The sequence below is a fragment of the Haloferax sp. S1W genome (genome assembly GCF_044593955.1).
Taxonomy (GTDB): Archaea; Halobacteriota; Halobacteria; order Halobacteriales; family Haloferacaceae; genus Haloferax.
The window spans coordinates 1,311,532-1,328,511 of the sequence record NZ_CP172595.1 but is presented as its reverse complement, the minus strand read 5'-3'; the positions used below and the strand labels follow the sequence as shown (position 1 = coordinate 1,328,511).

The following is a 16,980-nucleotide window of genomic DNA, read 5'->3' as shown; positions in this document are numbered from 1 at the left end:
CGAGCACACTTAAATGTGTTATCATTACACATGGTCTAGCGGTGGCTCGCGCGACGAGGGACGGGCAGTTGTAGAGTGGGTCCGCTTCGGCTGGTCAGCGACCCAACTCAGCGCGAATCGCCCGTCGCTTTACGAGCAGAAAGCCGGCGATGATGATAGCGAAGCCGACTGCAACGGAGGGGGCGAGTGATTCGTTGAGTGCCGCCCAGCCGACGACGGCAGCGAATACGGGTGCAACGTAGCCGACGAGGTTGATTTCGACCGGTCCGAGACGGTCGAGCAGGTCGAAGTACAGCAGGTAGCCCGCCGCTCCGGCGAAGGGAACGAGGTAGATGTACGCTGCGACGACCCTCGGAGTCAGGTCGACCTGCTGTGGTTCGCCGCCAGCGAGACTCATCGCGTGGAGCAGTCCTCCGCCGAGGAGCATCAGCCAGCCCTGATACGCCGCTACCGGGAGCGTCGTTCGGAGCGGCCGGGTGACGACGCCTCCGAGTGCGAACGCCGAGGCAGAGAGCAACAGGATACCGACCCCAACCGGATTCGGAGAACTCACGGCCGAGGGGTCGGGGTTTGCGACGACGATAACGCCGACTAAGCCGAGGAGTACGCCGACGAGTCCAGCGGGGCTGAGTCGTTCGCTCGGGAGGAACGGTCTGGCGAAGCCAGCCGAGAGCACCGGGATAGAACTGAGAACCACGGCGCTGACGGCCGACGTGACGTAGTCTTGGCCGATGAACAGGAGGCCATTGTGGACGGCGATAAAGAGCGTCCCACCAGCGACGACGCTCGGCAGGTCGGCGCGACTGGGTCGCCACTGCTGGTTTCGGGCAGCGGCGTAGCCGAGGACGAGCAGGCCGACGAGGTCAAAGCGAAGCGCGGCGAAGAGCAGCGGTGGAATACCGTCGAGACCGGCTTTGACCGCCGGATACGACGCGCCCCAGAGGACGGCGAGGAGTAGAAAGGCGGCAGCGTTTCGATACCGGGTCACATGGAGTGTCGTCGGGTGCGGTTCCTTAGGGTGTCGGTTGTGGCAGTTGCGACCGGTAGGTGTGGGTGTGGCAGAGTAATACAGAAGGTGAGGGGGCGGCGGGAAGCAGTGCTGTGCGCTGCATATCGTGAACGGAGTTCACGGGATTCGAACCAGAACGAGACTCGCTTCGCTCGTACCGATAACGGGCGCGGCGGGACTCTCGTGAGCGGAGTGAACGAGAGTCAGGAACGCCTGCGAAGGAACGAAGTGACTGAGCGGGCGTGACGGGATTCGAACCGCAGTCGCTCACTTCGTTCGCTCCCTGATTCGAATCCCGCACGGTTCGTTATCGGACTCGCTTCGCTCGTACCGATAACGGGCGCGGCGGGACTCTCGTGAGCGGAGTGAACGAGAGTCAGGAACGCCTGCGAAGGAACGAAGTGACTGAGCGGGCGTGACGGGATTCGAACCCGCGATCGAGAGGTTAGGAACCTCTCGCCCTGTCCACTAGGCCACACGCCCTACCGAGATTTCTCTCGGGACTGGACAAAAACCGAGTGGTTCGACCCCCCTGCGGGGGGCGAAGAAGAAAGACGAAGGAGAGCTGTGATGACTACTCGGACGTGGTGGTCGACTCGGTAGCCGACTCCGTCGACACGTCGGTGGTGTTCTCGTCGTCGTCGTGCTCTATGTCCTTCAGTTCTTCTTCGATTTCGTTGCGTCCACGCTTGAACTCGCCCATGGCCTGCCCGGTAGAGCGCGCAAGTTTCGGAATCTTGTTCGCGCCGAACAGCAGGACGAGCACGAGGAGGACGATGAGCAGCTCCGGCCCGCCCGGGAGCCCCGGGAACAGGGGGGTGATGGTATCGAACATCGCTGTTTCTGCCTAACCCTGTGTTAATTATAGGCTTTTTGCCTTCACTAGCCTCACGAACGGACGAATGTCGGTCATTCGGACGTACCGTGTGCCGTGCGCTGAGGGCCGAACAGCCCTGAAATGCGTAAAATATCTTCTGGCCGCCCTCACAAGTGCGACGGTAACATATACCACGAATAAATCATGATTAATTGGCTGCGAAGACCGCATGCCGCAGCTGTAAAGTAGGTGCCGTCAATCCCCTCTATTGTATGGTATCTGTCGGCGACACTGCCCCTGATTTCACGGCACCGAAAACGGACATCGACGGCGACATCGAGGAGTTCACGCTCTCTGACAACCTCGACGACGCACCCATCGTCCTCGCGTTCTTCCCCGCCGCGTTCACCGGCGTCTGCACCACTGAGATGTGTACGTTCCGCGACCAGATGGCGAACTTCGATGGCATCGGTGCCACCGTCTACGGCATCAGCATCGACACGCCCTTTACGCTCTCCGAGTTCGCGGAGAAGAACGACCTCAACTTCGACCTCATCAGCGACACCAACCGCAACATCATCGATGCGTTCGGCATCGAGATGGACTTCGACGACCTCGGCGTCTACAACGTCGCAAAGCGTGCTGTCTTCGTCGTGAACGCGGACGGCGAAGTCACCTACGAGTGGGTCAGCGACGACCCCGGCGTCGAACCCGACTACGACGCAGTCGAAAAAGCGGCCTCGAAGGCGGAAGTCGAGGCTGCCTCGGAAGCGGCGTAATCGTCTGCACAGACGCTATCGAAGCTGTTTCACAACCGCCCAAGTTCTTTTTTCGTCGTAGCGCGTATCGTTGCGAGCATGAGCAATTCTGCCGAGCCTGTCGATGGTGGCCGCGTCTACGACCCCGATGCGGACCACGCCTTTCCCGACGAGAAGCTCAACGAAGTCCTCCCAGTGCTGCTCGAAGACGAGGAGATCACCGCGCTCCTCGAAGCACAGAACATCAACGCAGTCACGCGCAAGGGCTACAACGACCACGGTCCCAAGCACATCGAAATCGTTCTCAACCGCGCGCTTCGGCTCTACGACCTGCTCAAGCGCGGTGGGTGTGAGTTCAACGGCGCGGCAGACCACGGACTCGACGAGGCAGACGAGGCAGTCATCGTCGCGCTCGCGGCCCAACTGCACGACATCGGGCATATCGTCCACCGCGACAATCACGCGTACTACTCCATCCCGCTCGCGTCGGACGTACTCGACCGCTTCCTCCCGAAGTTTTACGGCACCGCCGACGCAGTCCGGATGAAGTCGGAAGTCCTCCACGCAATTCTGTGTCACCACCGCGAGGAAGACCCCCTGACGCTCGAAGCGGGCGTCATCCGCGTCGCCGACGCACTCGACATGGAACGCGGCCGGTCCCGCATCCCCTACGAGAAGGGCGGGCGCGGCATCAACACGCTCTCCAGTCAGGCCATCAGGAACGTCACGCTGAAAGAGGGCAACGGGAAGGCGGTCCTCGTCGAAATAGAGATGGTCAACGCCGCAGGCGTCTACCAAGTGGACAACCTGCTGAAAGCGAAGCTACAGGGGTCGGGACTCGAAGACCACGTCAGAATCGTCGCCGTCAACACGCGGTCTGAAGACCAACTGGTCGAGCGTATCGAACTGTAGTCGAAGCGAAAACGAGCCCCACGGGCGAGGTGTCGCCCCCGCGAGACCACTTAGTCGTTCGACTGGGCGAGTCGTTCCATCCCGGCGACGGAGAGTTCACCACTGAGGGTGCGGTTCGGGTAGGGGAAGTCGATTTCCGCCTCGTCGAACCGGTTTTTCACTGCGGCCACGTACTCGCCGCGCGTCTTGACGAAGTCGGCGCGACTGGGGTTCGAAATCCAGATGCGGGATTTGAGGACCACCGCCGAGTCTCCGAGTTCAGTCAGCCGAACCGACGGCTCGGGCGTGTCCATGATGCCGTCGTGCGCCAGCGCTTCTTCGAGGATGATATCCGTCGCCTGCTCGATATCGTCGTCGTAGCCGATACCGAAGGGCACCTGCAAACGAAGCTTGTTCTTCGCGACGGGATTCTTGATGACGTCGTTCGTGAGCTGTGAGTTCGGGACTGTGAGCAACTCGTTGTCGAAGGTCCGGACGCGAGTCACGCGGAAAGAGATATCCTCGACGACACCGGAGTGGCCGTCCCACTCGATCCAGTCGTTGATGCGGAACGGGCGGTCGGTGAAGATGAAGATACCTGCGACGAAGTTCGCGATGGTATTTTGCATCGCAAAGCCAATCGCCAGCGTCCCGGCCGCCGCAATCGTCGCGAGCGACTCGAGGATGTTGGGGAAGCCCGCCATCCTGAAGCCCGCCGCGATGGCGACGAACGCCACGATGACGGTCACAAGTTTCATCAGGGGCCTTTTTGCGTGCTCGTCGGCTCTGCGGCGGTCGAGATACCGAGAGACGACTGACGACAAGAATGCCTTCCCGACGATGTAGACGACGAGGAACGCGACGATAAAGCCCAGAATCGACCCGAGGACCTGTGCGTACGGAACGTTCGCCTCGACGAGGAAGCGACCGATAGCGCCGCCGTCTCCTTGGAGTTGGAGTGGAAGCGCAGCGAAATTCATCGGTGGAAGACGGCTGTCTTCCCCCGCGTTTCGATTAGGTCGGCGTTCACTCGCTCCGCGAGGTCTGCGGCGGCCTCGTCGATAGTCGTGCCGCCCAGGGCTGCGCGGAGGAACTTCGCTTTCACGAGGTTCCGTTCTGCCAGTTGGTCGTTCAGTTCGCCGACGACGGCTTCGATTCCACTCTTACCCACCCAGACGGTCACGTCGAGGTCGTGGGCTTCTTTTCGCAGCTCTTGGGTGTCCATTGTGGCCTTCACTACGTGTGAGAGACCTTCAATAGTAAGGCTTTGGCGGCCGTGTGGGTGTCGTCACCACGATTCGCGGCCGTTTCGGGTTGTTTCGGGGACGTTCAGACGAGAGGAGGGTCAGTACGGATACCGCTTCGTCGCGCCGCAGTGTTCGCACCGAATGACGACGTGGCCGCCGGGTCGGGTTCGAACTCGGGCGTCGACGCCCGGACGGAGGTACGCATCGCACTCGTCGCACGTGAATCGGCGGAACTCCTTAGGCAGGCCGCATCGGTTACGCTCTGCGACGCGGCGAGCGAGACGCACGTACTCGCGGGCGAGGTCGGTGTCGCGCTCGGCGGCCGCCTCACTGGCGAGGTGATGGAGTCTCTCGATTCGCTCCTCCGCGATAGTCATGATTGGTGGGGAGAGGGGGCGAGACATAGGCGTTCCGAACTGTCGGAGCGAATCAGGTGACCGAGAAGCCGGTAGCGTCAAATCCCACCCGAATGAAACGTCGGCTGTGCGCGTACTGAACTACCTCGAACTCGCCTCGCAGCTCGACCGGAGCGGTATCGGCACCGCAACCGACCAACAGCGAGCGGCGCTGGCGACCACAGATGTCGAGGTTGTCACCTCCCCGTGGCACGAGTCCCCGCTCAGTGCGGCGGCGGGCCTCGCCAACGGTAGCGGTGTCTTCCGCGACTACGACGTTGCACACTGCAACCTCATTGGTCCCAGTTCGGTCGCCGTTGCGCGGCACGCGAAGCGAAACGACATCCCGCTCGTCCTCCACTCGCACGTCACCCGCGAGGATTTCGCCGAGAGCTTCCGCGGGTCGAACGCTGTCGCACCCGTCCTCGGGAAGTACCTCAAATGGTTTTACTCGCAAGCCGACGTGGTTCTCTGTCCGTCTGAGTACACGAAGCGCGTCCTCGAATCGTACCCCGTCAACGCGCCGATTCGGCCGATGTCGAACGGCGTCGATATCGACGCTCTCGAAGGCTTCGAGGACTTCCGCGACGAGTACCGCGAGAAGTACGACCTCGATGGGATGACGGTCTTCGCCGTCGGAAACGTCTTCGAGCGAAAGGGACTGACGACGTTCTGTAGACTCGCCCAAGAGACGGACTTCGACTTTGCGTGGTTCGGCCCGTACGACACGGGCCCACACGCCTCGAAGACAGTGAAGTACTGGGTCAACAACCCGCCGGAGAACGTCACGTTCACCGGGTGGATAGACGACATTCGCGGTGCGTTCGGCGCGGGCGACGTGTACCTCTTCCCGACGAAGAACGAGAATCAAGGTATCGCCGTCCTCGAAGCGATGTCGTGCGGAAAGGCCGTCGTCATCCGCGATATTCCCGTGTTCGAGGAGTTCTACACCCACGGCCACGACTGCCTGAAGTGCTCGACGAAAGACGAGTTCCGGCGGGCGCTGGAACTACTCGAACGCGACCCGGACCTTCGCCGCCGCCTCGGAGAGAATGCCAAGAAGACGGCCGCAGAACACAGCCTCGACCGCGTGGGCGACCGCCTCGTCGAGACATACGAGGAACTTCTCGACGGGTCGCTCGCGAACTGATTCGGCGGAGACGGCTCGTTTTTACTCACCTGTCGTTGGCACAGAATAACACACCAGAGAGAAGTCACAACGGTTTATCCCGTTCGGGTTGCACGACCCGCTATGCAGTCGGTCGTCGCGTTCACCGACACGTACTTGCCAACCGTCAATGGCGTCACCTACACGATTCAGACGTGGCGCGAGCGGTGGCACCGTCGCGGCGGTCGAATGGATGTCGTCTACCCGCGCGACGACGAGTACTCGCCGGAACCCGGCGAGTACGGCGTTCGAAGCCTCCCGTTTCCGTTCTACGAAGGACTCCGAATCGGCGCACCGCGCGTTCCGAAGGCCGTCGAGGACACCGACCTCGTCCACGCGCACACGCCGTTCGGACTGGGACTCGCCGGCCTTCGACTCGCCCGCCGCAAGGACATCCCGCTCGTCGCGACGTACCACACGCCGACCGCCGAGTACGCCGAGTACCTCAGTTCCATCGAGACTATCGAGCGCGGCGTCGAGCGGACGGCCGAACGCTACGAACGCTGGTTTTTCGACCGCGCCGACGCGGTTATCGTCCCGAGTGAGGACGCGAAACGTCGTCTCCGGCACGTCCTCGGCGTCGACTCGGATGTCGTCGTCCTCTCGAACGGCATCGACGTAGAGCACTTCTCGCCCGTCTCGGGCGACGCCTTCCGCGAGCAGTACGGTCTCGGAGACGGCCCGCTCGTCGGGTACACTGGCAGGCACGGCTACGAAAAAGAACTCGGCGAACTCGTCCGGGCGGTGGCCGACCTCGACGTGACGCTCGTCTTCGGCGGCGACGGTCCCGCTCGCGACGACCTCGAACGCCTCGCTGCGGACCTCGACGTGGACGCTCGGTTCCTCGGCTTTCTCGACCGCGAGGAACTCCCGGCGTTCTACTCGACGCTCGACGTGTTCGGGTTCCCGAGTCCGGTCGAGACACAGGGCCTCGTCGCGTTGGAGGCCAACGCCTGTGGGACGCCGGTCGTCGGCGTCGATTCCGGCGCGCTCGAAGACACGGTCACAGACGGGGTCACTGGATACCACTACGAGCAGGGCGACACACACGAGTTCGGTCAGGCGATTCGGCGGGCGCTCGACGAGCGCGACACCCTGAGCGAGCGCTGTCTCGAACGACGCGACGAGGTGAGCGTCGAACACTCGGTCGACCGACTGTCGCAACTCTACGACCGACTGACTGCCGAATAAGAGAGGCGTCGGAGAGCGTTAGTCGCGGTCTTCGAGCGCGTCGGCGATGCGGCGCAGTTCGCGGTTCACGTCACGGACTTCGTCGCGGAGCTGACGAACCTCGCGGACGAGCTGTTCGTCGCTGCCGCTTCCCTGTTCGGGGTCGCGCGGACCAGCGCTCGGCCCGCCACCCATGCCACCGGGGCCGCCGCCCATGCCGCCGGGGCCGCCGCCGCCCATCATACCGCTCATCATCTGCGCGAAGGGGTTGCCGCCGCCACCCATGCCGCCGGGACCACCGCCACCCATCATCTCTTCGGGGCTGGGTCGGTCACCCTCTTCTCGTTCCTTCTCGCGTCGCTTGCGAATCTCTTCGACCCGCTCGCGGAACGACTTTTCTTCTTCGCCCTCTTCGCCCTCGTCGGGAGCCTGCGTCTCGTCTGCGGGTTCGTCGTCTGCCATGGGGGCGGATTGGCCGTCCACGCGGAAAGTGCTGACGGTCTCCAAAGGAAAGGACGAAAGCGGCAGTGGATTATCCAAAGGAACCGAGACTCGACTGAAGCGCCCGTTCAGTCCCGCCGTCTGCGAGTTCGTATCCCACGAGGTCACGCATATCGACGGCGTAGGTGGTGCCGCCGTTGTCGAGAAGGAGGACGCGACCCTTGACGCCACGAACCGTTCCCGTGGCGATGGTTTCGGCGACCGGAGCGTCCCGGAGGGCGAATCCGTAGTCGAAGTCGTAGGTCTCGATGGGGTCGAACTCCGCGAGGAGCGCGTCCCACGCGTCGGCATCGACACGCCGACCGAGGCCGCCGATTTTGGTCGGGACACGGATTCGGTCGGGGATTTCCGTCGCGAGTTCGGCTTCGTATTCTCTTGCGACGCGGCCGTCCGAAAAGGTTCGAATATGGGCCGCCCTGTCTGCGCCCTGCTCGCGGAGTCGTGTTTCGAGACGCCATTCGCGCGTGACACCGACTTTGAACGTGTCGGGAGCGAAGGCTGCGAGGTAGACGGCGTGGTCCTCGTAACAGTCCATCTCGTCTTTCAAGCACGTCCCGGTACACTTCGCACAGACCCACGTACTTCGGTGGTCGGGACAGTACGGTGCGCCCTCGTTCTCACAGGAGACGTGGCGGTCGTCGTGAATCGTCCCCGCGCAGTGGCGGTTTTCGAGGCGGTAGTCGAGGTCGGTCCCCGATTCGAGTGACACCGAATCGAGGCCGTCGCTCGTGCTTACGAACAGCGCGGGGGTTCCGGTATCGTAGCCGACGACCTGCACGACACAGGGTACGAATTGGTGGTAGAAAGGTGCCTCGCTCCCGACTGATTCGAGCGCGGGCGGCGAGTTCGAGTGGTGGCGGCGAATTCGAGCGCGGGCGGCGAATTCGAGTGATGGCGGCGAGTTCTGTCGGGACTATTCGGACGCGGCCGTCTCGTACTCGGTTTTCAGTTCCGCATAGAGTTCTTCGGCGGCCCGCCGGACCGAGTCGTCGCTGGACACGGCCGGTTCCCAGCCAAGCGCCGAGAGTTTCTCGATAGAGAGGCGCATCTTGGGTACGTCACCGGTCCACCCGCGGTCGCCGCCGGTGTACTCGTAGTCGGGGTCGAGACCCATCACGTCGGAGATGATGTCTGCGATGGTCGTCACCGAGGTGGTCGTCCGCGTCCCGAGGTTGTAGACGTTGAGGTCACGCTCGGCATTCTCGACGACGTGGCACATCGCGTCCACGCAGTCTTCGACGTGCAGGTAGGACTTCTCTTGACGGCCGTCACCGAGGATTTCGAGGGTTTCGGGGTCGTCGAGTAACTTCTCGATGAAGTCCGGGATGACGTTGCCGCGCTGTTTTGGCCCGACGATGTTGGCAAAGCGGTACATGTAGACGGTGAAGTCGTACGAGTGGGCGAACGTCGAAAGCAGTCCTTCGTCCGCGAGTTTCGACGACCCGTAGATGCTGATGGGTTCGAGCGGGGCGTAATCTTCCGGCGTCGGACGCGGGGCCTCACCGTAGACCGTCGAAGAGGAGGTGAAGGCGATTTCGCTCACCCCGACTTCCTGCATCCGTTCGAGGACGTTGTACGTCATCTCGGTGTTCTCTTCGAACAGTTGGCGGGGGTTGCCGTAGTTCGTGTCCGTGTAGGCGGCGAAGTGGAAGACGATGTCGAGGTCTTCAGTGACAACCTCGGCCACGTCGTCGGCGTCGGTCATGTCGGCTTGCGCGAACTCAACGCCGTCTGGGACGCGTTCGCGGGTTCCTTTCGAGAGGTCGTCCGCGACGAGCACGTCGTTGTCGGCGGCGAGTCGGGCCGCGAGGTGAGAACCGACGAGTCCTGCACCCCCGGTCACGAGGATGCGCTTGTCGGAGAGTTCGAGTGACATATTCCAGATGAGTCTGCCAAGTGGTAAGTCCGTTTCCCCATCGGTCCCACGGCCGTCACAGTCGCCCCGACGACTAGAGGCCGGGGGCGGTCACTGAACCGCCGGCCACGTGACGCCGGACAACTCCTCGCTCAACTCCCACACCTCCTCGGTGAGGCGGTCATCTCTGGCGGTCGAAGACGGCGCTACCCGGTCGCACTCCGAAAAGTATGCACCGGTCACGTCAGCGACTTCGGGGGACGCCGCGAGATAGACCGATGTCGTCGCACCCGTCGCGGGCGTGTCCACGAAGCCGCGGGTGAGGAGACGCGGGAGTCGAGCCAAGATGCCGACGCCGATTTGGACGCGGAGCGACCCGTTGCGCCAGAGGCGAGTCGACGGGACGAATCCGGGATGACAGCAGTTCGCCGTCGGGCCGTCGAGTCGGCGGGCGAGTTCGCTGGTACAGAGGATATTCGCCAGTTTCGAGCGGGCGTACGCGTCGAGGCCGTCGTAGTCGTCGATTTCGGTCACGTCGAAGGTGCCGTCGGCGCGGCGGTGGACCTCGGATGCAACGGTGACAACGCGGCCGTCGTCGGGCAACAGGTCGCGCAGGGAATGCGTGAGGACGAACGGGGCGAGGTGGTTGACGGCGAAGGTCTTCTCGACGCCGTCGCTGGTCAGTTGCCCCTCCGAGAAGTGGGCTCCGGCGTTGTTCACGAGCGCGTCGAGGCTGTCGGTCCGGTTGCGAATCTCGTCGGCGAGCAGTGTGACCCGCTCCATCTCGGTGAGGTCGGCGCTGAAGAATATCGACTCGCCGCCGGACTCATCGATTTCGGTGGTGACGCGCCGCCCCGCGTCGTGGTCGCGCCCGTGGACCAAGACCGTTGCTCCGAGTCGACCGAGGGCGAGCGCCGTCTCGCGGCCGACGCCCGACGTTGCGCCGGTGACGAGGACAGTCCAGCCAGTGAGGTCGCGGTTTTCGACGCCCGCACCGACTTCCGGTCTGTGACCCATGAGGGGTGGTGCGTCGCCATGGGTGATAAATCTCAGTAGAGTGAAATACCACACCGGCGTTCCGAAAGCACCACTTTCCTCGACCATCTCCGGGACAGTATGCAAGACGAACCCGAAGTCGCCGTCCTCCGGTACGGGCACCGGCCGGGGCGAGACGACCGGATGACGACGCACGTCGGCCTGACGGCACGCGCACTCGGTGCCGACCGGGTCATCTTTCCGGACAACGCCGGCCACTCACAGGAGACGGTCGAAGACATCACCGGACGGTTCGGCGGGCCGTTCGAAGTCGAACTCACAGAGGGGCTCAACGGCGTCATCAGAAACTGGGAGGGCAAAATCGTCCACCTGACGATGTACGGCGAGCGGGTACAGGACGTGGAAGAAGACATCCGCGAGGCGCACGCCGAGGAACCGATTCTCATCGTCGTCGGCGGTGAGAAGGTCCCCTTCGAAGTGTACGACGAAGCCGACTGGAACGTCGGCGTCACGAACCAGCCACACTCTGAGGTCGCAGGTCTTGCTGTCTTCCTCGACCGCCTGTTCGACGGCCGGGAACTCGACCGCGAGTGGGAAGACGCCGAGAACCGCGTCGTCCCGATGGAGACGGGCAAGAAGGTCGTTCCCGCGGACGACGAGTAAATCACCAGCGGTCGTCACACGGTGCGGAACGACGGTGGTTGCCACACCGTTTGGAAGAACGGTAGTTGTCACACGGTGCGGAACGTCGGTAGTTGCCATACGACGCGGCGTCTCGCGCGTGCGGGGGAGTGATAAGACTTAATGGCGTTCCTGACGCCAATTTCGACAATGGCTTTTGAGGAGCTGCTGAACGACCCTGTCATCCAAAAGTACCTCCACGAGTTGGTCGGACCGACGGGGATGCCTGTTGCTGCGGCACCCCCGGACGGTGAGGTAACCGACGAGGAACTCGCCGAAGAGCTCGGTCTCGAGCTCAACGACGTTCGTCGCGCACTCTTTATTCTCTACGAGAACGACCTCGCGTCCTACCGGCGCGTTCGTGACGAGGACTCCGGATGGCTCACCTATCTCTGGACGTTCCACTACGAGAACATCCCGGAGAACCTCGAAGAGGAGATGTATCGCCTGCTGGACGCACTCGAAGACCGCCTCGACTACGAACGCAACCACGAGTTCTACCTCTCTGAACCGGCTGGTATCCGCTTCGAGTTCTCCGAGGCGATGGAACTCGGCTTCCAGTGTCCCGAGACGGGCGCACCGCTCGAACCGATGGACAACACAGACCTCGTCGAAGCGATGGAGATGCGAATCGAAGAGCTTCGAGACGAACTCAACGTCGAAGTGACGGGGACAAACTAATCGATGGTCGTACTCGCAACAAAGTGCTACATCGACGGGTCGGCGCGCGACCGGGCGCTCGACAGCCTCGAATCGCTGGTCGCTAACGACATCGGCGACCTCGACGTGGACTACGACATCGGCGTCCGCGACGACGACTTCATCTCTGTCACCGTCTCCGGCGACGACGAAACCGTCGCGCGGAACGTCCTGCGTGAGACGTGGGGCGAGGTGACGCCGCACATCTCCGCGGGCGAGGAGTACGTCGGAACGCTCGAACACTGGGACGACGACGGAATCGTGCTCGACGCCGGACAGGAAATCCGCATCCCGACGAGCGAACTCGGTCTCGGACGCGGGTCCGCGACGCAGATTCGCGACCGCTTCGGACTGGTCCAGCACGTCCCGCTCCGCTTCGTCTACGGCGGTGAGGACGAACCTTCTCGCCTCGCAGACGAGGAAATCGACCGCCTGTACGAGTGGACACGCGGAAGCGGCCGTGTCAACGTCAACAGCGCCACCCGCGGCGAGGTTCGCGCCACCGTGAACCGCGCGGGTCACGCGAACGACATCGTGACGGTCGAGCGACTGGGACTGCTGGAACAGAGCATCATCTGCCGCGACGAGACGGACGCGCCGGGCCTCCTCGCGAGTATCGGTTCGTACCTGCCAGCGGAACTCAAGTGCGTCATCGGCCAGTAGGACGATGAACAAACGACTTCTCGTCGGGGTCGTCGCGTTCGCCATCCTTCTGGTGACGGCCGGGTGTCTCGGTGGCACGAGTAGCGTCGCGAGCGAGCGCCTCGACGCTGACCCCGACGCGGCCTACGAGTGGGATTCCGAAGTCGACGCCCACATCACCGTCCAGGACAACGGCCGGTTCCGCGGCGTCTACGACGTGAACTCGTCGTCTATGGAACTGTACCGGTTCGACGGGTTCGGGAGCAAAACGCCGCTTCCCGTCGAGGCGGTTCGATACCGCTACGCCAACGGGACGGTCATAAACGGCTCCGAGATTCGTGCCCGCGGTGGTGATGTCACCCAGAACGACCGCATCACGAACGTCACGCTGCCAGCGGACGCAAACGGCGATGGCAAACTCGCGTTCTCCTCGACGTCGACACCGAAGCGGTTCTCGCTGCCGGTGTTCGTCGAGGGGTCCTACGAGGTGGTCTTGCCGCCGAACCGCCGCGTCGACTTCCCTGTCTTCGGAGCAGTCCAACCGGCGGGGTACGAGACAGAGGTTGTCGGTGACCGACTCCACATCCAGTGGTCGAACGTCACTGACCGGAATATCGTCGTGCAGTTCTACCTGCAACGCGACCTCGGCATCTTCGCGCTCATCGCCGCCATCTCGATACTCGTCGGCGGCGCGGGCATCCTCTACTACCGCCGGGAGATAGAGGCGCTTCGTGAACGACGCGAAGAACTCGGTCTCGACGTAGAAATCGACGACGACGAACGGCGCGGACCCCCTCCGGGGATGGGCTGAGACGACTCGTCTTCTCGCACCCGTCGCCGGGGCGGACGCCTTTTTGCTTGTCACCCCCTTACGGCGGGGTATGAAGGCTGCAGTGGTCACCGTCGGAGACGAACTGCTCGCCGGTGATACGGTGAACACGAACGCGACGTGGCTGTGTACGGAGCTGACCGACCGCGGCGTCACCGTCGAGCGCGTGACGACGCTTCCGGACCGCGTCGCCGACATCGCCCGCGTCGTCAACGAGTACCACGCTGAGTACGACGCGGTCATCGTCACCGGTGGACTCGGCCCCACCCACGACGACGTGACCATGGAGGCTGTCGCCGCCGCCTTCGGCCGGTCCTTGGAACCGAGCGAGGAAGCGGCGACGTGGCTCGAAACCAATGGCGGGTACTCCGCGGCGGACCTCGTGAAGGGAACGACCGACCTACCCGCGGGGGCGCGGATGCTCCCGAACGAGGAGGGTGTCGCACCCGGCGCAATCATCGGGTCGGTCTACGTGCTGCCGGGCGTACCCGAGGAGATGAAGACGATGTTCGGTCGTGTCGCCGACGAGTTTGCGGGCGAACAGACCCACGTCCGATTCGTCCACACGTCGGAACCCGAGAGTTCGCTCATCGAGCGGTTCGAGGCGCTCCAGTCAGAGTTCGACGTGACGGTCGGAAGCTACCCCGGCGACCACGTCCGAGTAAAACTCGCCGCCGCCGACGAGGAGCGCGTCCGGGAAGCAGCGGCGTGGCTCGAAGCGCGAGTCGACCTGCTGGAAGAAGAGTCCGCCTGAACTAGCGCTGGAGGTACCAGAGCCAGCCAACGGTCAGAAGGACGCTCCCGAGGAGAACGACGCCCGCCGTCTCCGAGGTCGGTAACACCTGCTCGGCCATTTCTAACGGAATCATACGAGAGAGTTGCCGTTTCTGCCCCCTTAAACAGTAAGGTTCCGGCGACAGTCCGACGCGCGGGACTGTGTGCGGAACGCCCGAGCGACGGCGAGGCATCGCGGTATTTTTCTCCGCCCCGCCGGTTGAGTTGCGTATGCGAATCGGTGTCGTCGTCAATCCCGTGGCAGGCATGGGTGGTCGGGTCGGACTGAAAGGGACCGACGGGAAGGTCGAAGAGGCCCGCGCCCGCGGTGCGGAGCCCAGAGCGCCTGAGCGGGCGCACCGCGCGCTCTCTCATCTCGCCACTCTCGCACCCGAGACCGAACTGCTCGCGTGGGGCGACCCGATGGGTGCATCACTCGCGCGCGAGGCGGGATTCGACCCGGAGGTTCTCGGCGCGCCCGAAACCGACGAGACCACCGCCGCCGACACGATGGCGGCCGTCGACGCCTTCGTCGATGCAGATGCCGACCTCGTCTTGTTCGTCGGCGGCGACGGGACCGCCGCGGACGTTGCGGAGGCGCTCGATGGCCGCGACGTGCCGATGCTCGGCGTCCCCGCGGGGGTGAAAGTCTACTCGTCGGTCTTCGCCGTCTCGCCCGAGGACGCCGCCGTCGCCGCCACGACCTTCGAGCGAACCGAAGCACGAGAAGTCATGGACATCGACGAGGACGAGTACCGTTCCGGCGAAGTCCACCCGGAACTGCGGGCCGTAGCGCACGTCCCCGTCGCCGAGGACCTCCAATCGTCGAAACAGACAAGCGGCGGGACGGTCGAAGCGCTCGCCGCGGGCGTCGCAGACGACATCCGAGCGAGCGAGGGGGTCACCTACGTCCTCGGCCCCGGCAGCACCGTCGGCGCAGTGAAAGACGAACTCGGAATCGACGGGTCGCCGCTCGGTGTCGACCTCTACCGCGACGGCGAGGTCCTCGTCCGCGACGCGACCGAAACGGAGATTCTTGCGAACCTCAGCGAGGAGAACGTCATCGTCGTCACGCCAATCGGTGGGCAGGGCTTCGTCTTCGGCCGCGGGAATCCGCAACTCTCCCCCGACGTGATTCGCCGGTGTGACGTTCGCGTCGTCGCCTCACGAGCCAAACTCGACACGATACCGGTGCTCCGCGTCGACACCGACGACCCCGACCTCGACGAGGAACTTCACGGATGGACAAAAGTGCGCGTCGGCCGTGTCGAACGTCGGATGATGAAAATCGCCTGAGTCGCGGGGCTGCGTGTTTAAGGTGTGGTGTGAAGTCCTGTTTTGACGCGGTACAGCGCCTGTCTGTCGAAGAAGACAGGGACCTATTTAATGTACAGCACAGAAATCATCCGTCTACGCAGGCTAACAAGTCTCATAGCCCCTCATTATTCATTAAGACACGAGTATAGTGGGGTTTAAGGTCATTGAAAGGGTGATGATTGGCATGGAGACAAGGAAAGTCCAGCGTCTCGGGCCGTCAACGCTGGCGATGACACTCCCAGCGGAGTGGGCGCGGGAACACAACGTCGAGAAAGGCGACGAAGTTTCCATCCGAACGAGCGGGAAGGGGACGCTGACCGTCCTCCCCGAGTCGGTAAGCACCGAGGATTCGACGGCGACGATTCGAGCGGACAACCTGAATGCGGAAGCGCTCGAACGGGCCATTGTCGCACAGTACGTTCTCGGACGCCGCGTCATCCACATCGAAAAGGGCGAAGGCGCGCTCGACTCCGACCACATCAACGCCGTCTACAAGGCCGAAACGCAACTCATGGGTCTCGGCGTCATCGAAGAGACCCCCGAGCGAATCGCTATCCGGTGTTCTGTCGACGCGGAGGACTTCACTCTCGACAACCTACTGGAGCGACTGGAGAACACGGGAAGTACGATGCGTGGCGAGGCCGTAAAGGCGCTCGCACACGGGAATCCCGACCTCGCACAGCGCGCACTCAACCGCGAGCGACAGGCGAACAAGATTTTCGTCCTGTTGCTTCGCCTCATCTTCACCTCGTACCAGAACCCCAACCTCGCGCGGGCGGTCGGTCTCCACTCCGGGTTCCCACTTATCGGCTATCGGTCTGTGGCGAAGAACCTCGAACTGACCGCCGACAACGCCGAGGACATCGCGAACATCGTCATGGACGCCGAGGGCCACAGTATCGACGTGGACCAATCGACGATGCGGCGCATTCGTGAGTTTACGGACCACGTGGACGAAATCACGACCACTGCCGTTCGAGCAGTCGTCGAACGCGACTACGACCTCACCATCGAGTGCCGCGAACTCTTCCGCGAGATTCGTGACCGCGAGCGTGACATCCTCAACGACCTCCCCGAGATGGAAAACCAGAAACTCCTCCAGATTCGGGAGGTCCTCGTCAGTCTCCAGCAGACTGCGCAGTACGCGATGCGGAACGCGGAAATCGCGGCGAACCTGTCGCTCAACGAAGAGTCAGAGCACGTGACGCTTCACTAAATCGGCCGCCGACGC

20 protein-coding genes and 1 tRNA gene are annotated in these 16,980 nt (G+C 63.1%); 11 read left to right on the top strand and 10 right to left on the bottom strand.

Features of this window, described 5'->3' with window-relative positions; all coding sequences use genetic code 11:
- Positions 1-94: 94 nt before the first annotated feature.
- The 3 genes from ACH9L7_RS06990 to ACH9L7_RS06980 all read right to left on the bottom strand — a co-directional run bounded on the left by ACH9L7_RS06990 (position 95) and on the right by ACH9L7_RS06980 (position 1,844).
- Complete coding sequence (locus ACH9L7_RS06990) at positions 95-988, bottom strand: DMT family transporter (RefSeq protein WP_396613002.1); 894 nt, start codon at positions 986-988, stop codon at positions 95-97.
- 431 nt (positions 989-1,419) lie between these two features.
- Positions 1,420-1,492, bottom strand: a tRNA-Arg gene (locus tag ACH9L7_RS06985).
- Positions 1,493-1,583: 91 nt separating this feature from the next.
- On the bottom strand, positions 1,584-1,844 hold the full coding sequence (locus ACH9L7_RS06980; RefSeq protein ID WP_396613001.1) for a twin-arginine translocase TatA/TatE family subunit: 261 nt from the start codon (positions 1,842-1,844) through the stop codon (positions 1,584-1,586).
- Between the two features lie 254 nt (positions 1,845-2,098).
- On the opposite strand from ACH9L7_RS06980, the gene ACH9L7_RS06975 reads away from it, so the two are divergent.
- Entirely contained in the window at positions 2,099-2,605 is a 507-nt protein-coding gene (locus ACH9L7_RS06975) for a redoxin domain-containing protein (protein WP_396613000.1), read from the top strand.
- A gap of 78 nt (positions 2,606-2,683) precedes the next feature.
- Positions 2,684-3,496 (top strand): HD domain-containing protein, encoded by an 813-nt coding sequence (locus ACH9L7_RS06970; protein ID WP_396612999.1) that lies wholly within the window; start codon positions 2,684-2,686, stop codon positions 3,494-3,496.
- 50 nt (positions 3,497-3,546) lie between these two features.
- Here the strand turns inward: ACH9L7_RS06970 and ACH9L7_RS06965 are convergent, their stop codons facing one another.
- From ACH9L7_RS06965 to ACH9L7_RS06955, 3 genes are all read right to left on the bottom strand, one after another.
- Positions 3,547-4,455, bottom strand: a complete 909-nt coding sequence (locus ACH9L7_RS06965; protein WP_396612998.1) for a mechanosensitive ion channel family protein — start codon at positions 4,453-4,455, stop codon at positions 3,547-3,549.
- The gene (locus ACH9L7_RS06960; RefSeq protein ID WP_396612997.1) at positions 4,452-4,700 is read right to left on the bottom strand and encodes a YhbY family RNA-binding protein; all 249 of its coding nucleotides are present in this window, start codon (positions 4,698-4,700) and stop codon (positions 4,452-4,454) included. The genes ACH9L7_RS06965 and ACH9L7_RS06960 overlap by 4 nt, the downstream gene beginning before the upstream one ends.
- A gap of 120 nt (positions 4,701-4,820) precedes the next feature.
- Entirely contained in the window at positions 4,821-5,099 is a 279-nt protein-coding gene (locus ACH9L7_RS06955) for a ribonuclease P protein component 4 (protein WP_396612996.1), read from the bottom strand.
- Positions 5,100-5,205: 106 nt separating this feature from the next.
- Between ACH9L7_RS06955 and ACH9L7_RS06950 the strand changes: the two genes are divergently transcribed.
- Both ACH9L7_RS06950 and ACH9L7_RS06945 read left to right on the top strand, forming a co-directional pair.
- Positions 5,206-6,267, top strand: a complete 1,062-nt coding sequence (locus ACH9L7_RS06950; protein ID WP_396612995.1) for a glycosyltransferase family 4 protein — start codon at positions 5,206-5,208, stop codon at positions 6,265-6,267.
- 102 nt (positions 6,268-6,369) lie between these two features.
- The gene (locus tag ACH9L7_RS06945) at positions 6,370-7,476 is read left to right on the top strand and encodes a glycosyltransferase family 4 protein (RefSeq protein WP_396612994.1); all 1,107 of its coding nucleotides are present in this window, start codon (positions 6,370-6,372) and stop codon (positions 7,474-7,476) included.
- An 18-nt stretch (positions 7,477-7,494) separates the two neighbouring features.
- On the opposite strand, the gene ACH9L7_RS06940 is transcribed toward ACH9L7_RS06945, so the two are convergent.
- From ACH9L7_RS06940 to ACH9L7_RS06925, 4 genes are all read right to left on the bottom strand, one after another.
- Positions 7,495-7,917: a hypothetical protein gene (locus ACH9L7_RS06940; RefSeq protein WP_396612993.1), complete on the bottom strand. Its 423-nt coding sequence runs from the start codon at positions 7,915-7,917 to the stop codon at positions 7,495-7,497.
- A gap of 70 nt (positions 7,918-7,987) precedes the next feature.
- A complete protein-coding gene (locus ACH9L7_RS06935) occupies positions 7,988-8,734 on the bottom strand; it encodes a DUF2797 domain-containing protein (protein ID WP_396612992.1) in 747 nt (248 codons plus the stop codon).
- A 135-nt stretch (positions 8,735-8,869) separates the two neighbouring features.
- The gene (locus ACH9L7_RS06930; protein ID WP_396612991.1) at positions 8,870-9,832 is read right to left on the bottom strand and encodes an NAD-dependent epimerase/dehydratase family protein; all 963 of its coding nucleotides are present in this window, start codon (positions 9,830-9,832) and stop codon (positions 8,870-8,872) included.
- Between the two features lie 90 nt (positions 9,833-9,922).
- A complete protein-coding gene (locus tag ACH9L7_RS06925; protein WP_396612990.1) occupies positions 9,923-10,828 on the bottom strand; it encodes an SDR family oxidoreductase in 906 nt (301 codons plus the stop codon).
- 99 nt (positions 10,829-10,927) lie between these two features.
- Between ACH9L7_RS06925 and ACH9L7_RS06920 the strand changes: the two genes are divergently transcribed.
- From ACH9L7_RS06920 to ACH9L7_RS06890, 7 genes are all read left to right on the top strand, one after another.
- Positions 10,928-11,470 (top strand): tRNA (cytidine(56)-2'-O)-methyltransferase, encoded by a 543-nt coding sequence (locus ACH9L7_RS06920; RefSeq protein ID WP_396612989.1) that lies wholly within the window; start codon positions 10,928-10,930, stop codon positions 11,468-11,470.
- A gap of 168 nt (positions 11,471-11,638) precedes the next feature.
- Complete coding sequence (locus ACH9L7_RS06915) at positions 11,639-12,169, top strand: transcription factor (RefSeq protein WP_396612988.1); 531 nt, start codon at positions 11,639-11,641, stop codon at positions 12,167-12,169.
- A gap of 3 nt (positions 12,170-12,172) precedes the next feature.
- The gene (locus ACH9L7_RS06910; protein WP_396612987.1) at positions 12,173-12,850 is read left to right on the top strand and encodes a DUF2110 family protein; all 678 of its coding nucleotides are present in this window, start codon (positions 12,173-12,175) and stop codon (positions 12,848-12,850) included.
- A gap of 4 nt (positions 12,851-12,854) precedes the next feature.
- On the top strand, positions 12,855-13,640 hold the full coding sequence (locus tag ACH9L7_RS06905) for a DUF5803 family protein (RefSeq protein ID WP_396612986.1): 786 nt from the start codon (positions 12,855-12,857) through the stop codon (positions 13,638-13,640).
- 70 nt (positions 13,641-13,710) lie between these two features.
- Positions 13,711-14,412 (top strand): competence/damage-inducible protein A, encoded by a 702-nt coding sequence (locus tag ACH9L7_RS06900; RefSeq protein ID WP_396612985.1) that lies wholly within the window; start codon positions 13,711-13,713, stop codon positions 14,410-14,412.
- A gap of 251 nt (positions 14,413-14,663) precedes the next feature.
- A complete protein-coding gene (locus ACH9L7_RS06895) occupies positions 14,664-15,728 on the top strand; it encodes an ATP-NAD kinase family protein (protein WP_396612984.1) in 1,065 nt (354 codons plus the stop codon).
- Positions 15,729-15,933: 205 nt separating this feature from the next.
- On the top strand, positions 15,934-16,965 hold the full coding sequence (locus tag ACH9L7_RS06890; RefSeq protein ID WP_396612983.1) for a PhoU domain-containing protein: 1,032 nt from the start codon (positions 15,934-15,936) through the stop codon (positions 16,963-16,965).
- The last annotated feature ends 15 nt before the right edge of the window (positions 16,966-16,980 follow it).

Bases quoted from the DNA above. Each gene is read 5' to 3' on its own strand.
- ACH9L7_RS06980 (WP_396613001.1), bottom strand. From the start codon at position 1,844: ATGTTCGATACCATCACCCCCCTGTTCCCGGGGCTCCCGGGCGGGCCG.
- ACH9L7_RS06975 (WP_396613000.1), top strand. From the start codon at position 2,099: ATGGTATCTGTCGGCGACACTGCCCCTGATTTCACGGCACCGAAAACG.
- ACH9L7_RS06970 (WP_396612999.1), top strand. From the start codon at position 2,684: ATGAGCAATTCTGCCGAGCCTGTCGATGGTGGCCGCGTCTACGACCCC.
- ACH9L7_RS06965 (WP_396612998.1), bottom strand. From the start codon at position 4,455: ATGAATTTCGCTGCGCTTCCACTCCAACTCCAAGGAGACGGCGGCGCT.
- ACH9L7_RS06960 (WP_396612997.1), bottom strand. From the start codon at position 4,700: ATGGACACCCAAGAGCTGCGAAAAGAAGCCCACGACCTCGACGTGACC.
- ACH9L7_RS06955 (WP_396612996.1), bottom strand. From the start codon at position 5,099: ATGACTATCGCGGAGGAGCGAATCGAGAGACTCCATCACCTCGCCAGT.
- ACH9L7_RS06945 (WP_396612994.1), top strand. From the start codon at position 6,370: ATGCAGTCGGTCGTCGCGTTCACCGACACGTACTTGCCAACCGTCAAT.
- ACH9L7_RS06940 (WP_396612993.1), bottom strand. From the start codon at position 7,917: ATGGCAGACGACGAACCCGCAGACGAGACGCAGGCTCCCGACGAGGGC.
- ACH9L7_RS06930 (WP_396612991.1), bottom strand. From the start codon at position 9,832: ATGTCACTCGAACTCTCCGACAAGCGCATCCTCGTGACCGGGGGTGCA.
- ACH9L7_RS06925 (WP_396612990.1), bottom strand. From the start codon at position 10,828: ATGGGTCACAGACCGGAAGTCGGTGCGGGCGTCGAAAACCGCGACCTC.
- ACH9L7_RS06920 (WP_396612989.1), top strand. From the start codon at position 10,928: ATGCAAGACGAACCCGAAGTCGCCGTCCTCCGGTACGGGCACCGGCCG.
- ACH9L7_RS06915 (WP_396612988.1), top strand. From the start codon at position 11,639: ATGGCTTTTGAGGAGCTGCTGAACGACCCTGTCATCCAAAAGTACCTC.
- ACH9L7_RS06910 (WP_396612987.1), top strand. From the start codon at position 12,173: ATGGTCGTACTCGCAACAAAGTGCTACATCGACGGGTCGGCGCGCGAC.
- ACH9L7_RS06905 (WP_396612986.1), top strand. From the start codon at position 12,855: ATGAACAAACGACTTCTCGTCGGGGTCGTCGCGTTCGCCATCCTTCTG.
- ACH9L7_RS06900 (WP_396612985.1), top strand. From the start codon at position 13,711: ATGAAGGCTGCAGTGGTCACCGTCGGAGACGAACTGCTCGCCGGTGAT.
- ACH9L7_RS06895 (WP_396612984.1), top strand. From the start codon at position 14,664: ATGCGAATCGGTGTCGTCGTCAATCCCGTGGCAGGCATGGGTGGTCGG.
- ACH9L7_RS06890 (WP_396612983.1), top strand. From the start codon at position 15,934: ATGGAGACAAGGAAAGTCCAGCGTCTCGGGCCGTCAACGCTGGCGATG.